The 13,692-nt window shown below is 56.2% G+C and carries 13 protein-coding genes; 5 read left to right on the top strand and 8 right to left on the bottom strand.

The window, feature by feature from the left end:
* Positions 1-61: 61 nt before the first annotated feature.
* Genes ACFFIY_RS02070 through ACFFIY_RS02055 form a run of 4 tightly spaced genes read right to left on the bottom strand, consistent with a single transcriptional unit; the run spans position 62 to position 4,480 of the window.
* The gene (locus ACFFIY_RS02070) at positions 62-1,096 is read right to left on the bottom strand and encodes a C45 family autoproteolytic acyltransferase/hydrolase (RefSeq protein WP_040226629.1); all 1,035 of its coding nucleotides are present in this window, start codon (positions 1,094-1,096) and stop codon (positions 62-64) included.
* A 14-nt stretch (positions 1,097-1,110) separates the two neighbouring features.
* Positions 1,111-2,730: an amidohydrolase gene (locus ACFFIY_RS02065; RefSeq protein ID WP_040226557.1), complete on the bottom strand. Its 1,620-nt coding sequence runs from the start codon at positions 2,728-2,730 to the stop codon at positions 1,111-1,113.
* A gap of 5 nt (positions 2,731-2,735) precedes the next feature.
* Positions 2,736-4,262: a sodium:solute symporter family protein gene (locus tag ACFFIY_RS02060; protein ID WP_052455674.1), complete on the bottom strand. Its 1,527-nt coding sequence runs from the start codon at positions 4,260-4,262 to the stop codon at positions 2,736-2,738.
* Positions 4,262-4,480 (bottom strand): hypothetical protein, encoded by a 219-nt coding sequence (locus ACFFIY_RS02055; RefSeq protein WP_040226556.1) that lies wholly within the window; start codon positions 4,478-4,480, stop codon positions 4,262-4,264. Before ACFFIY_RS02055 ends, ACFFIY_RS02060 begins: the two co-directional genes overlap by 1 nt.
* 328 nt (positions 4,481-4,808) lie before the next feature.
* Here ACFFIY_RS02055 and ACFFIY_RS02050 point away from each other — a divergent pair, with 328 nt between their 5' ends.
* Complete coding sequence (locus ACFFIY_RS02050) at positions 4,809-5,039, top strand: DUF2187 family protein (protein ID WP_040226554.1); 231 nt, start codon at positions 4,809-4,811, stop codon at positions 5,037-5,039.
* Between the two features lie 339 nt (positions 5,040-5,378).
* Positions 5,379-5,894 carry a hypothetical protein gene (locus ACFFIY_RS02045; RefSeq protein ID WP_354196697.1) on the top strand — a complete coding sequence of 172 codons (516 nt, stop codon included), beginning with the start codon at positions 5,379-5,381 and terminating at the stop codon, positions 5,892-5,894.
* A gap of 104 nt (positions 5,895-5,998) precedes the next feature.
* Here the strand turns inward: ACFFIY_RS02045 and ACFFIY_RS02040 are convergent, their stop codons facing one another.
* Positions 5,999-6,994 (bottom strand): YeiH family protein, encoded by a 996-nt coding sequence (locus ACFFIY_RS02040; RefSeq protein WP_354196695.1) that lies wholly within the window; start codon positions 6,992-6,994, stop codon positions 5,999-6,001.
* Between the two features lie 120 nt (positions 6,995-7,114).
* Here ACFFIY_RS02040 and ACFFIY_RS02035 point away from each other — a divergent pair, with 120 nt between their 5' ends.
* From ACFFIY_RS02035 to ACFFIY_RS02025, 3 genes are all read left to right on the top strand, one after another.
* A complete protein-coding gene (locus ACFFIY_RS02035; protein WP_354196693.1) occupies positions 7,115-7,996 on the top strand; it encodes a LysR substrate-binding domain-containing protein in 882 nt (293 codons plus the stop codon).
* Positions 7,997-8,216: 220 nt separating this feature from the next.
* The gene (gene pepT / locus ACFFIY_RS02030; RefSeq protein ID WP_354196691.1) at positions 8,217-9,443 is read left to right on the top strand and encodes a peptidase T; all 1,227 of its coding nucleotides are present in this window, start codon (positions 8,217-8,219) and stop codon (positions 9,441-9,443) included.
* A gap of 15 nt (positions 9,444-9,458) precedes the next feature.
* Positions 9,459-10,421 carry a DMT family transporter gene (locus ACFFIY_RS02025; RefSeq protein WP_354196689.1) on the top strand — a complete coding sequence of 321 codons (963 nt, stop codon included), beginning with the start codon at positions 9,459-9,461 and terminating at the stop codon, positions 10,419-10,421.
* A 267-nt stretch (positions 10,422-10,688) separates the two neighbouring features.
* Here the strand turns inward: ACFFIY_RS02025 and ACFFIY_RS02020 are convergent, their stop codons facing one another.
* The 3 genes from ACFFIY_RS02020 to ACFFIY_RS02010 form a co-directional block, all read right to left on the bottom strand.
* The gene (locus ACFFIY_RS02020) at positions 10,689-11,261 is read right to left on the bottom strand and encodes a YusW family protein (protein WP_354196687.1); all 573 of its coding nucleotides are present in this window, start codon (positions 11,259-11,261) and stop codon (positions 10,689-10,691) included.
* A 529-nt stretch (positions 11,262-11,790) separates the two neighbouring features.
* Entirely contained in the window at positions 11,791-12,840 is a 1,050-nt protein-coding gene (locus ACFFIY_RS02015) for an ABC transporter substrate-binding protein (RefSeq protein WP_354196794.1), read from the bottom strand.
* A gap of 68 nt (positions 12,841-12,908) precedes the next feature.
* Positions 12,909-13,688 (bottom strand): ABC transporter ATP-binding protein, encoded by a 780-nt coding sequence (locus tag ACFFIY_RS02010; RefSeq protein ID WP_354196685.1) that lies wholly within the window; start codon positions 13,686-13,688, stop codon positions 12,909-12,911.
* Positions 13,689-13,692: the final 4 nt, after the last annotated feature.

Genomic DNA, 13,692 nt, shown 5'->3' with positions numbered 1-13,692 from the left:
TTGTTTACTAATTATACAGAAAACAAGCTCTCTCTGTTCTTCCTTCACGGCAAATGCCGGTTTAGCTTGTCGCTAAACCGGTTTTTGCCTTGCAGGGCGTCCCCAACCGGACTTCCTGGTCCCGTTTTGAAAGGTTCATGACGATACTGAAGATCGTTTCCATCTGTTCATGCGGCGCATGAGCCGGGTTTGAGTGCCGGCAGATGGAATCCGGGTAGTTGTGATGATCGGAAAGAATGGAGAAGAAGTCATCAATATCCCCGTCTTTTTTCATCTCGCCGATCAGCTTTCCGATCCGTTCAAGCCGGATCGGCGAGTCCGGCTTCACCGTGTCATTGATCCGGTCCTTCAAAACAGGATCACAAAGATGGTTCGTATGAACGACCATTCGATCTTCCATTTCGATTGCCGCCGTGCCGACCGGGGATACTTCCATCCCCGCCATCTGACCGTCTCCCGAGGCGATGAGAAAATGGGCAGGGGAGGCCATCCGGTTTTTCGTGACAACTTCAACTGCCCCGGAAAAACTTTCAGATTCGAGCACCGCACGAAGGCCAAGATGGATCGGAATGTCCGGACTCCACGAGCGGGAGAGCAAGGCGTTGAGACAGACGCCGACCCCCGCACTGTTGCTTCCGATCTTCCCGATGATGCCGCCTTCGGTCACCATTTGAATATCCGGCTTTCCCGTCTGGCGGATCTCAAGCCTTAACAACGAACTGCTCTGGCTCTCTTTCCAGTCCCAGTTCTGGCCCAGGAACGTGTTTCCGCCGACTTCCACCGCAAATGACGTGCATCCATCGGGAATGGCGGTCAGTGCAATTTCACTGCGGGCATTCAAGCTTAAGATATCCTCGTAGGTCACTCCGGCCCCGTCCGCAACTCCCCGCATCTCCTCGATATATTGAGGCCGGAAGCGTTCAATCGCGCTTTCGTGCAGGAGTGCCTTCTCGCACGCCTGCTTCCATGTCAGGCCCGCGTATCCTTTGAACAGGGACTCATAGGTGGAAAGACTATTGTGTATTTCTTCTTTTCCTTCCGAGCCGTGTGTACGGCCGATTTCATAGGGAGAGCCCGATGCAGTCAATCCTTTCAATTCTCGGACCCGGCTCACGGCTGCACCACTGCCTTTGCCCGCTCAAACACCGTTTCTCCGCCGATGACGGTGCGGTCAACTCGGATTTCCGGAATCTCTTCCACATCAGCATTGATGAGGGAGCGGTCGAGGATGGTAAGGTCTGCAAACTTCCCCGGTTCGATGGAGCCGGTCTCCGTCTCGCTGAATCCGCTGTACGCCGCGTTGATCGTACAGCAACGGATCGCTTCCAACAAGCCGATGCATTCCGCCCCGCCGACGACTTTTCCGGACGGGGATCTTCTTGTCATGGCACTGTGGATGCCGCGGAATGGATTGAAGTCAGTCACTGGGCAGTCGGCGGTCAGTGTAGCGGTGACACCGGCATCCCGGTAGCTGGCCAGCGGATACATCCCCTCCGCCCGCTTTCCATAGTTTTTCACATAGCCGTCCCCGTACTCATGAAAGAATGCCGGGTTCGGAGTCGGGACGGCCCCAAGCTGCTTCATCCGGTCGACCTGGTCTTTCCTGGCAAGGCCGGCGTGCTCGATCCGGTGGCGGGAATCTTCCCTCGGATGCAGGGCCAACGCCTTGTCGATCGTGTTGAGAAGCTGGTCGATGGCCGCATCGCCCTGGGCGTGGGCAGTCAGCTGCCATCCCTTCTCATGTGCGGGAATGAAGAGCTCGTCCAGTTCATCTTGGGAGAGATAATGGACACCATAATTTTCAGGGTCGCTCGTGTACGGCTCCGTTGTCCAGACCGTCGGGCCGCTGCTGGATCCGTCGAGGAAGACTTTGACGGGTCCATATTTGAAGCGTTCATTGCCATCGCCGGTCCGGATGTCACGGGAAAGATAATGCTTCACCACTTCGTCCGGTTTGTTCAGGGCACCCACCATTGCGTACACCCGCTGGGAGATGACGCCGCCCTCGGCATCTTCACGGAGCGCTTCGACGTTCTCGATGCCATAGCCGGTCGCGTCATGTATGGCGGTGATTCCATACTCAGCAAAATGTTCGGAAGCGACCCGGTGGGCTTCTCGAATCTCATCCCGGGTATGGGCCGCCAGCTGGTAGAGATCCATATGGGCGGTTTCGATAAGCCGCCCGTCCAGTTCCCCTTTCGGTGTTCTTCCGAGGGAACCGCCCTCTGGATCCGGGGAGTCATTGTCCAGACCGCCGATTTCAAGCGCCCTGCTGTTGACTGCCGAAATATGCCCGCAGGCGCGCACGACCATAACCGGGTGCTTGTCGGTCACGCGGTCCAACTCTTCCTTTGTCGGGAATCGTCGGTCTTCAATCGACGTCTCATTAAAGCCCCATGCCCGGACCCACTGCCCTTCCGGTACGCGGCCTGCCTGCTCTTTCAGGCGTTCGAGCAGATCGTCAATCGTCCGGACGGCGGGATCCTTGCACGATACCGAGAGAACATTGGCTCCGTACATCGTCGTATGGATATGGGACTCGATAATTCCGGGCATGAGCGTCCTGCCCGCCAGGTCTGTGACGGATGCCCCGTCCTTTCTCAGCTTTAGTATGTCGCTTGTCGAGCCGACGACAATAATTTTCCCGTCTTCCACAGCGACCGCTTCAGCGATATCATCGTTTCCGTTTGCCGTGATCACTTCTCCGTTTATGAATAACTGTCTCTCCATCTCAATCACTCCTTAATTTGGGCCATGTTTAAAACGGGTACCGGATTTGCCAGGTCTGGCTCTTCCTCATAAAGCTCATCAACCATATCCGGGAAGAAGTCCTCGACTGTTTTTCTCGACACCGGCTGTGTTAGCAGAGAAACAATGAAGAAAACGGGTAGATTAATGAACAAGCCCCAGATTCCTGCGTGGATGCCGAGCGGATGCGGATACCAGACCGAAAAGATCAGTGTCAGGACAAAACCAGCGGCCAGTCCCCAAAGAGCTCCATGTTTGGTTGCACGCGGCCAGAAGAACATACCGATGAGCGCCGGCATTGCCTGGCCGATGAAGCCGTAGCCGATTAAAAGGATGTAAACGAGGCTGGCCGGCTCAGCAATAGAGATTGGCGCGACGATGAACAACATGATCGGGAAGATCAACCAACGTGTCATCTTGCCGGCCCTCTCATCAGATAGTTTGAAAATCGGCTGGATAATATCCTTGCTGTAACTTAACGCGGTAGAGTGAATGCACGGCTCACTGGAGGACATAGCCGCAGCCAATGTCCCCGCACCAAGGAGACCGGCGATGACGATCGGCATGTTATCAATTGCCATCTGAATAGCGACAGTGTCCGAATTAGCGATGGTTGGGTACATGAAGATTCCTATAAACCCGACGACCAGCATGGGAATGCAAACAATGTAGAACGTTGGAAGCAGTGTAGCCGCAGTACGAATAGACTTCCTTGAATCTGCTCCCATCCACTGAATCCAGTGGGTCTGCCAAACAGACACCATGGAGATCAGGATGGAGGTGGTCCAGAAGGCGAAGCCCATGTCCCCCAGATTGCCAGGCAAGGTGAGGAATTGCGGAGCTTCGGCACGGACCCGCTCGAACACCGGGCCAAAGGAGAAGCCTCCTGTGAATTGGAAGATTGCCCATAGACCCACCGCCCAGGAGACCACCATCATCAAGCCTCCTTGGAAGGCGTTCGTAATTCCGATCGCTCTAAGGCCACTTCGGAAGAGGTAGATCGAGATGACTCCAAGTGACAGGAACACCCCGGCCCATACCGGTATCACGCCGTGGCTCATCACATTCAGGATGTAAGCCGCCCCTGTTGTTTGAATGACTGCGTAAGCAAGAATCCCAATAGAGGTAACCATCGAGGTGAGCGCGCCAAGGGCAGGACTCTCATATCGATGGGTAATCGCCGCTCCCTGGGTAACATGGTTGTGCTTTACTCCCAGCTCCCATACACGAGGACCCAGGTACCATGCGGTAATTGCCATGAAAGTCAGATAAACAACAACATATAATGCCGGTACTCCTTTTGAGTGCGCCCATCCAGGTGCACCCATGAACGTGTAGGCACTGACGCCGCCCGCCCCGACCAAGAGATACATGACAAGAGGGCCCAGGCTTCGCCCCGCAACGCCCCACTCCTCAACAGTATCCATCTTGCGCCCTTTCCCGGCGCCAAATCCAAGCCAAACGGCAACCACCATGTAAGCAATTGTAATCAAGAACGGAATCCAAGTTGCCATCAGTCATTCACCCCCATTTTATTCAAGAGAATAAGCAGTCCGGTCGTCAAAATAATGAGCAAGATAGACCAAGCCATTAATGTCGGCATGCCCAAAATAATCAAGTCATTGTTCAGCAACGGGATGATCGGCCATCCTCCTAGCAAGACAATCACAAAAAGCCCCAACAGACCGAACCAACCCTTTCCGCTTTTGGGCGTTTTAAATGTCGCTTTCATGAATATACCCCCCTCTTGTCCTGTGTTTTTACTGATAACGCTTACATCTGATCTGTGTTGATGCTCAATAAGTTGTCTATGAACATTTTATTGGATAGAAGATTCTGATTCTTCTACTCTTGTGTGTAATGATTTCTTTTATCCTTAGACACTGTGTCCAATCTGCCTTTAAAATCGGCTGAAGAGACGGGATGAGCGAATAATGTCAAAGTGTGCTATAATGGGAGTAGACAACCCGTCTGGAGGTTCGGCAACCGTGCCGCTCCCGCGTACGCCCAGGGATGAACACCCGGGCTTTTTTGTTTAACCAATAAGATTGAAGGGGTGGATGGGAGTGGCTTTTCCTGCAAAGCAGAAGGAACTGTCGCCATTTGTGGCGGCCCGGAAAGCGGGCGAGCTGGTTTCGTTCGTCCGCAATGACCATGAAGTATTCGGCACGATCGTCAAGATTCTCGAGAACTCGGTCATCGTCAAAATCTCCGACGAGGATGCGAAGAGGATCGGAGCCGCTTCAGATCTGACCGTTGTTTCCCACAAACACTACAACGTCCCGGATTGATATTGAAGAAACAGCGCACGTCGACCTGATTTCAGGCGGCGATGCGCTGTTTTTTCGTGTGGGGCGTCGGCGGTAATGAGAAGGAGCGGCATTGAAGGCCATGAGTGTGATCGGAGGGCCTGTGAGTGTCATCGCAGAGGCTGCGAGTGTGATCGGAGGGGGCCCGAGTGTTATCGCAGAGGCCCCGAGCGTCATCGGAAGCGGCCTGAACGGATTCACCCAAACTCATTGAAAAAAACTTTTTAGTAATGTTGACTAGTTTTTAATAAGCTCTGTTTATTGTATATTTAACTAAACGAAGGTTGAACGCTCACTATTATGCCAAGTAAGGAAGATGCTATGTTCACTGAAAACGTTGTTCTCAATTTCTGTTTCATGTCTGATCCCGATGCTTATTCTGAAGACATTGGGCGTCCGATCAGGAAGTTCACTGCAAAAGATCTGAATGCTGCCCTTGGAATCAAGGACACTTTTCATTTTGACGCAGGGGAACATAATTTTTTGAGCGGGCATGGCAACGCCCAATTTTCTTTTTGGACCGTCGCTTTCCAGTTGAGCCCGGATGAAGTAAGCCGGATTGAGTATAATACCGACGAAGCGATTGCCTGCCTGATGAATAAGCTGCAAGGTTTTCTCAATGAAAATGGCATCACGGCTGAGCAGATTAAGGAAGTGACCCGGACCTTTGACTGCCGGGCACTCGTGATGCTCAATCTGCCGAAGTGGATGGACGGCGGCATATTTGCCGTTCATCCTGATGATCTAGGATTCATGTCGGAGACGGGCCTCACCTTCGAACATTGGCCTTTTAGAAAAGAGCAGATTGAAACATTGAAGAGAAGCGGGATTGCTTAACGGCCGCTTTCCATTCATCTGCTTCCCAATTTAAAAGATCGCTCCTTTGTAGGCGGGGATGACCCGCACCACAAAGGAAGCGATCTTTTTTATTCATTGTCGGGTCACGCCACGAGTACCACATAGCCATACACGACGGCGGCCAGGACGATCGAACCGATGAGGCAGGCGACGAACGGCTTCATGCCCGCCCGGCGGAATGCGCTGAAGGAGACGCCGAGCCCGAGCCCGGCCATCGCCATTGCCATGAGCAGATAGGCGAGGTCGACGAGTTTGGCAGCGACCGCTTCCGGAACGATGCCCGTCGAGTAAAGCGCACTCACGGCGAGGAAGCCGAAGATGAACCACGGAATCGGGAGCGTCTTCCAGGTGAGCTTCGGCCCGCCTTCGCCACGTTCTTTCCGGGCCGCCCAGAAGCCGACCGCGGAAGCGACGAAGACGAGCAGGACGACCCGCGTGAGTTTCACGACGAGCGCATAGTCGAGCGACACGGCGCCCGCCGCGTCACCCGCCGCGACGACATGGGCGATTTCATGGAGCGTGCCGCCGGCAAACATGCCATACGCCTTGTCCCCGAGCCCGAGCACCGGATACAGGAGTGCATAGGCGAAGGTGAACAGCGTTCCCATGATGGCGATGATGGCCACACTGACGGCGGTCTCTTCCGGTTTTGATTTCTTCTGCGTGGAAACGGCGACAATGGCCGCGGCTCCGCAGATCCCTGTTCCGCAGGCGGTGAGGAAGCCGATTTCCGGATCGGATTTCATGACTTTTGCTGCCGCGTAGACGGCGGCGATCCCGACGACAACCGAAATGGCGGCAAGGCTGAATGCGGGCCACCCGGCGGCCGCGATGTCCGCGAGATTCAGGCGCATCCCGAGCAGGATGATCCCGGCGCGAAGCAGTTTTTTCGACGCGAACGCCGTGCCCGGTTCCCACTCGGCTTTGACCGGCAGGAATGTGTTCCATAGCATCCCGAGCAGGATGGCGAAAACGAGCGGGCCGATCAGCGATATATACGGCAGGCCGGCCGCGAGCTTGGCGATGACCGCCAGGATGAGCGTCAGGCCGATGCCCGTCCAAAATCCTTTGCTTTTCATGAATGAAGACCCCTTCCTGAACTTCTTATGGTTTTATTATAGAAGGGATTAATTCATCAGTAAAATGAGGTTTCGTGATAAAATCGATTATAAAAACTGATACAAAGGAGATTGCCGCCCATGCTGCTAGAACAGCTTCACACATACGCCGCGGTCGTCGAACTGAAAAACTTCACGAAAGCGGGCGAAGCGCTGAACCTCGCCCAGCCGACCGTCAGCCTGCACATCAAGCAGCTCGAGGAGGAATTCGGCACGGAGCTCATCATCCGGACCAAAAAACAATTCCGCATCACACCGGCCGGACGCCTCCTCTATGACCGGGCAAAGCAGCTCATCGCGCTCGCCGAGGAAACGAAGGAAGACATGATCCGCCAGAGCGGCGAGCTGACCGGCACGCTGTCGATCGCCGCGAGCAACACGATCGGCGAATACGTTCTCCCCCGCCTTCTCGCCCCACTGCTCCTGGCGCACCCGAAACTCGAACTCGATATCGCCATCGCCAACACGGAGGAAGTCGAGTCGATGGTCCATGAATTCCGCTGTGACGTCGGATGCGTCGAAGGCACCGTGCGGCAAGACAGCCTGATTGCCGTCCCGTTCATGGAAGACGAGCTGATCATCATCGCCGGCGCCGGCCACCCGCTCGCCGTCCGGCAGACCGTCACTGCGGAGGACCTCCAGAACGCCCGCTGGATCACCCGGGAAGAAGGATCGGGCACGCGTGAACACAGCGATCATTTATTACGATCAATCGGCCACGTGGCGCCGAAGCGGCTCATCATCCGGTCCAACGGCGGCGTCCTCCAGGCGGTGAAAGCCGGCCTCGGCATTGCCGCCATCTCGGTTCACGCCGCCCGAGACGGACTCGGTGCAGGTTATCTGGTCCGGCTCGACGCCGGACTGCCGCCCCAAAAGCGGACCTTCTCGCTGCTCCACGCTCCGCTCATGGCCGAACGCGCAGCGGTGGGGGCGTTTTTGGAGACGGTGACGGAAGGGGAATGAGGGGGGACGGCAGCCAACATAGCGTTTTGGTTGAGATACACATCGTTTCTGCTGAGATACGAAACGTTTCGCCATAGATACACAACGTTTCTGCTGAGATACAAAACGTTTCGCCGCAGATACACAACGTTTTGACCGAGGGGCATGCCATTCCTTCCTCCCCGCCATTCTGTTAGAATGGTACTATTCGGAATTCATTTACAACGAGGGGGCACCTGAAATGAAAGAAAAGCTGATCGAGCGCCTCGTGCGCTATGCGAAGATTGACACCCAGTCGAATGAGGAAAGCACGACAACGCCGTCGACTGCGGGACAGTGGGATCTGCTTCACGTGCTGGAGAAGGAAATGAAGGAAGTCGGCCTGACCGACATCACGCTTGATGAAAACGGCTATCTGTTCGGGACGCTGCCGGCCAACACGGACAAGGATGTGCCGGTGATCGGCTTCCTCGCGCACGTGGACACGGCGACCGACTACACGGGCAAGAACGTGAACCCGCAGCGGATCGACAAGTATGAAGGCGGCGACATCCGGCTGAATGACAACACGGTGATGGAAGAGTCTGTGTTCCCGCAGCTGAAGAACTATGTCGGCCATACGCTCATCACGACCGACGGCACGACGCTGCTTGGTGCCGACAACAAGGCGGGCATCGCGGAGATCATGACGGCGATGGAATATTTGATTGAGCACCCGGAGATCCAGCACGGCAAGCTGCGCGTCGCGTTTACGCCGGACGAGGAGATCGGCCGCGGACCGCACAAATTCGACGTGAATGCGTTCGGTGCGGAATTCGCCTACACGATGGATGGCGGCCCGCTCGGCGAGCTTCAGTATGAAAGCTTCAATGCGGCCGCCGCGAAGGTTACCTTCCACGGCACGAACATACACCCGGGTTCCGCGAAGGACAAGATGGTGAACGCGATCCTGATCGCGCATGAGTTCCAGGCGGCAATGCCGGAAGACGAGATTCCGCAGAAGACGGACGGCTATGAGGGCTTCATCCACCTCATGTACGTGGACGGCACGGTCGAGAAGACGACGCTGTCCTACATCATCCGCGACCATGACCGCGAGAAGTTCGAAGCGAAGAAGAAGCTGATGGAAGAAACAGCGGCGAAACTGAATGCCGAGCACGGCGAAGGTGCCGTCGAGCTTGACCTGAACGACCAGTACTACAACATGGCCGAGAAGATCGAGCCGGTCATGCACATCGTCGACATCGCGTCCGATGCGTTCGGCAAGCTCGATATCAGGCCGAATATCATCCCGGTCCGCGGCGGCACGGACGGCTCTCAGCTGTCGTTCATGGGCATGCCGACACCGAACATCTTCACGGGCGGCGACAACTACCACGGCAAGTATGAATTCATCTCCGCAGACGACATGGAAAAAGCGGCGAACGTCATCATTGAAATGGTGAAGCTGTACGAACAACGCGCGTAAAGGAGGGCTTTTCCCATGAAAGAGATCGCACTCGGCGTCCTCGCCTCGCTGTTCTTCGCCGTGACGTTCGTGCTGAACCGGTCGATGGAGCTCGACGGCGGCAGCTGGATGTGGAGTGCGTCGCTCCGATTTCTCTTCATGGTGCCGTTCCTGCTCATCATCGTCGCTGTACGGCGGGGGCTGAAAGGTTCGATATCGGAAATGAAGCGCATCCCCGGCCCGTTCCTCGTCTGGAGCTTCTTCGCGTTCGTGCTGTTCTATGCGCCCCTGACGTTTGCGGCGGCGTTCAGCCCGGGCTGGCTTGTCGCGGGCACATGGCAGCTGACGATTGTGGCGGGTGTCCTGCTCGCCCCGCTGTTTACGTTCGTTGTGAAGGAGGGGAGCCGTGAGCGGATGGTGCGCCATAAAATTCCGCTCGTTTCGCTCGGCATCTCGCTGATCATCCTGCTCGGTGTCGTGCTCATCCAGCTCCCGCACGCCGGAACGGTCGGCGGGAAGACGATTCTTCTCGGAATCTTGCCGATCGTCGTGGCGGCGTTCGCCTACCCCCTCGGCAACCGGAAGATGATGGAGGCGCTCGACGGACGGCTGGACACCTATCAGCGGGTGCTCGCCATGACGCTCGCCTCATTGCCGTTCTGGATCCTCTTGGCGGCGGTGGCGGTCTTGACGGTCGGCTGGCCGTCGTGGGGCCAGGTCGTCCAGTCGTTCATCGTCGCCGTCTCGTCGGGTGTCGTTGCGACGACCCTGTTCTTCATGGCGACCGACCTGGCGCGCCATGACCAGGGCCGGCTCGCCGCCGTCGAAGCGACCCAGTCACTCGAGATCGTCTTCGCCCTCGCCGGCGAAATGATCCTCCTCTCGCTCCCGCTCCCGGGACCGGTCGCGATCGGCGGCATCGCCGTCATCATCATCGGCATGTCGCTCCACAGCTTCCAGACGATGCTCGCGAAGCGGAAAGCGGCGGTGGAAGCATGATCAAAAGGTCCGTCCCGGATGTCGGGGACGGACCTTTTTGGTGAGCGGAATGATAAAGATAACGCTTTGCCCGGTAAAGATAACGCACTATCGGATAAAGATAACGCTTTGCCCGATAAAGATAACGCTCTATCGGATAAAGATAACGCTTAGCCCGATAAAGATAACGCTCCGTCGGATAAAGATAACGCTCCGCAGTCATCGACTCGTTTCGATCAAAAAAAAGCGATTCGCCGGAGCAAGTCCCGGCGGATCGCTGGTTATTTATCATTTCCTGTCCTCAATCTCATATTCCTTCCCGTCGTCTTTGAACCGCAGCTCGAGTTCGAATTTCGTGTAGTCGTCGGGCAGGCTGAAGGTCGAGAGCACTTGGCGGATCGCTTCGGCTTTGTCGGTGCCGGTCGTGATGTCCATCTGTTCAACGAGCGGGAACAGATCGTTGAAGGCGTCGAGTCCTTTCTTTTTGACGCCGTTCAAGGAGTCTTCGATCTCCGCCTTTACTGTGTTGTCGCTTTTCTTCTCAATTTCCGCTTCGTATTCTTTGCCGTCCGCGTATTCGACTTCGAGTTCGAATTCAGTGTAGTTGATCTCGTCCATCTTTTGCTGCATTTCTTCCTGGCCGGTCACGTCTGCTGCATCCGAGCTGACCGGTTCGTCTGGATCTTCGCTGCCGCCGACCGCTGCGTCTTCGGTCGGCGTCTCATCCGTTGCCGCTGTGCCATCGTCCGTCTGTGTTGCATCGGCTTCCACTTCAGGTTCTTTGTCCGTGCCGTCGTCTCCGCACGCCGCCAGCATGAGCGAGCCGGCGACCATGAGCGGGAATACCATCTTTCCCTTCATCAGAACGCCTCCTTCCAAATACTCCTATTCCTTCTGTTCCCGTTTCCCGCAGCCGGCACACATTGTATCAGCCGTGTATCGAAAAACCGTCCGTCCGGCAAGGCCGGAGGACGGCATCTTCACTTATAAACTGTACGGATTGATTCTTAAATAAAGAACATGTGTTCTCGTTTATGGTATAATAAGATGGCAGCCATGTGCGGGGCGGGCGGATCCTCCAAGGGGAGGTGATGCCTATGACAATCGCCGAAGCGGCAGGGTTGGCCATTTCATTGGCCGGCTCGATCGTCGGGTTTCTGACGCTTGTCGTGACGCTCATTGTCGTCATTTCCAAAAAAGAATGACCGTCCCCACCTCGGCCAAGGATGGGACGGCCAATCGCTGCTCAACCGCCTGACGTCCCGTCCGGGCACAGGCTGCCGGGCCGGATGTTCGCGCATCCGGTCCTTTTTCGTAGTCCATCTTTCTTATGCCATTATACCCTATCCTGCATGGCGGCTCAAGAAAACTCCGGTTTTGAGCCGGTCATTCAGTCTCCTTCATATGGTCCGAGGATTTTCACGGCTTCTTCGGCAAGCGACGTGTCGATCGCCGTGTCGAAGTCGATGTCGCCCGAAATGGCACCCGCGGCTTTGTAGTGCTCAAACTGTTTCCGGATGTCTTCGACGAACATCTTGCCGTCCGGATCGAGTCCGGTCACATTCACTTTTTCCCACAGGTCCCGGTCTTTCAGTGCCGTGTGCTTCACCATGATGTCGATCACTTCGTCTTTGCCTTCTCCCTTGAAGAACGCGTCGTTGTAGTCGTGCAGCCCTTTCAGGTAGGCGAGCATGAAGCGCAGTGAGATTTCCTTTTCCTGCGTCATGAACTGCGGCGAACCGAGCACCATGGCGATCTGGGATTCCGGCGCATAGTCGGTCGCATCGAGGAACCGCTCGTGCATGCCGTTCTCGACGCCCTGCGTGATGAGCGGCTCGATGTTCAGCGCGGCGTCGACCGATCCGCTGTCGATGGCGCCGAGCATGCTGCCGAAGTCCGCGATCAAGACGAACTCCACGTCGTCTTCGGTCAGGCCGGCATGTTCGAGCATCATGTCAAAGATGTAGCTGTCGATCGAGTTCCGGGACGAGACGGCGATTTTCTTGCCTTTCATGTCGGCGTAGTCCTTGATGTCGCTGTCTACGCCGGTGACGAATGTGAAGTACGACTTGCCCGGAACGTTGTGTCCTTTGTCCGCGATGATCCGGACGTCGATGCCCTGCGCGATCGCGTTGAAGAATGATGCGGTCGACACGCCGCCCGCAATATCCACTTCTCCTGCCGCGAGCGCCGGGAGCATTTCATCGCTGTTCGCGAACTGGGCGAACTTCACGTCGATGTTATAGTCATCGAAGTAGCCTTTTTCCTTTGCGATATAAAAACCGGCGCCGGATGCCGCCCCATCCTCTGCGATCATGACGGTGACGCGCTCCTCAAGCGGTGCCAGGTCCCCGGACGGTGCTTCTTCCGCCGGTTTTTCCGCCGGCTTGGCAGGTGCCGCCGGCTCTTTTTTTCCGCAGCCGCCGAGCACGAGGAGCATCGCGGCGAATAAAACAAATGCGAACTTCCAAATTCCTTTCCTCACAAAGATCCCCCTTTTATCTGAAGCTATTGCCTGGAGCGTTGGACTTCATCCTGAAGGTGCTTCAATACGCGGACAAATTGTTCGGCGACTTTCGGGTCCGCCCGGATGGCTTCCATCGTACGCGGCCTCGGCGTATCCACCCGGATCTCGTCGGCAATCCTGCCGGGCTGTGCGCTCATGAGCAGGATCCGGTCCGACATGAGGAGCGCCTCGTCGATGCTGTGCGTGATGAACAGCACCGTTTTCTTCGTCTCGGCCCAGATCTGCAGCAGCTCCTCCTGCAGGATGAATTTGTTCTGCTCGTCGAGCGCGGCGAACGGTTCATCCATGAGCAGTATTTCCGGGTCGTTTGCGAATGCGCGGGCGATCGAGACGCGCTGCTTCATGCCTCCGGACAGTTCTTTCGGAAACCGGTCGGCGAACGCCATAAGGCCGGTTTTATTGAGATAGTAATCGGTCCGCTCCTTGATGATCTTCTTCGGCAGCTTGCGCATCTGGAGGCCGAACGCCACATTGTCGCGGACCGTGAGCCACGGGATGACCCCGCGCTCCTGAAACACCATTGACTGGAGCGGCCGGTCTTCCTTGTCTGCTTTGATGGAGAACTCGCCGGCGCTCGGGTGCTCGAGATCGGCGAGGATGCGCAGCAGCGTCGTCTTGCCGCAGCCGCTCGGCCCGACAAGGCAGACGAACTCCCCGTCATGGATGTCGAGCGACACCCCGTCGAGCGCCGTGACGCTTTCCCCTTTTTTGTAGAACACCTTCGTCAGATTGCGGATGCGGATTTTCACTCCGTCGGTCATGCGG

The sequence above is a fragment of the Bhargavaea ullalensis genome (genome assembly GCF_042432615.1).
In the GTDB taxonomy this organism is placed as follows: Bacteria; Bacillota; Bacilli; order Bacillales_A; family Planococcaceae; genus Bhargavaea; species Bhargavaea ullalensis.
This window is presented reverse-complemented; position numbering and strand designations above follow the sequence as displayed.

Excerpts from the sequence above, each read along its gene's own strand:
- ACFFIY_RS02025 (WP_354196689.1), top strand. The coding sequence starts at position 9,459 with ATGAAAGAGATCGCACTCGGCGTCCTCGCCTCGCTGTTCTTCGCCGTG.
- ACFFIY_RS02020 (WP_354196687.1), bottom strand. The coding sequence starts at position 11,261 with ATGAAGGGAAAGATGGTATTCCCGCTCATGGTCGCCGGCTCGCTCATG.
- ACFFIY_RS02035 (WP_354196693.1), top strand. The coding sequence starts at position 7,115 with ATGCTGCTAGAACAGCTTCACACATACGCCGCGGTCGTCGAACTGAAA.
- ACFFIY_RS02055 (WP_040226556.1), bottom strand. The coding sequence starts at position 4,480 with ATGAAAGCGACATTTAAAACGCCCAAAAGCGGAAAGGGTTGGTTCGGT.
- pepT (WP_354196691.1), top strand. The coding sequence starts at position 8,217 with ATGAAAGAAAAGCTGATCGAGCGCCTCGTGCGCTATGCGAAGATTGAC.
- ACFFIY_RS02060 (WP_052455674.1), bottom strand. The coding sequence starts at position 4,262 with ATGGCAACTTGGATTCCGTTCTTGATTACAATTGCTTACATGGTGGTT.
- ACFFIY_RS02065 (WP_040226557.1), bottom strand. The coding sequence starts at position 2,730 with ATGGAGAGACAGTTATTCATAAACGGAGAAGTGATCACGGCAAACGGA.
- ACFFIY_RS02040 (WP_354196695.1), bottom strand. The coding sequence starts at position 6,994 with ATGAAAAGCAAAGGATTTTGGACGGGCATCGGCCTGACGCTCATCCTG.
- ACFFIY_RS02015 (WP_354196794.1), bottom strand. The coding sequence starts at position 12,840 with ATGCTCCTCGTGCTCGGCGGCTGCGGAAAAAAAGAGCCGGCGGCACCT.
- ACFFIY_RS02010 (WP_354196685.1), bottom strand. The coding sequence starts at position 13,688 with ATGACCGACGGAGTGAAAATCCGCATCCGCAATCTGACGAAGGTGTTC.
- ACFFIY_RS02050 (WP_040226554.1), top strand. The coding sequence starts at position 4,809 with ATGGGAGTGGCTTTTCCTGCAAAGCAGAAGGAACTGTCGCCATTTGTG.
- ACFFIY_RS02045 (WP_354196697.1), top strand. The coding sequence starts at position 5,379 with ATGTTCACTGAAAACGTTGTTCTCAATTTCTGTTTCATGTCTGATCCC.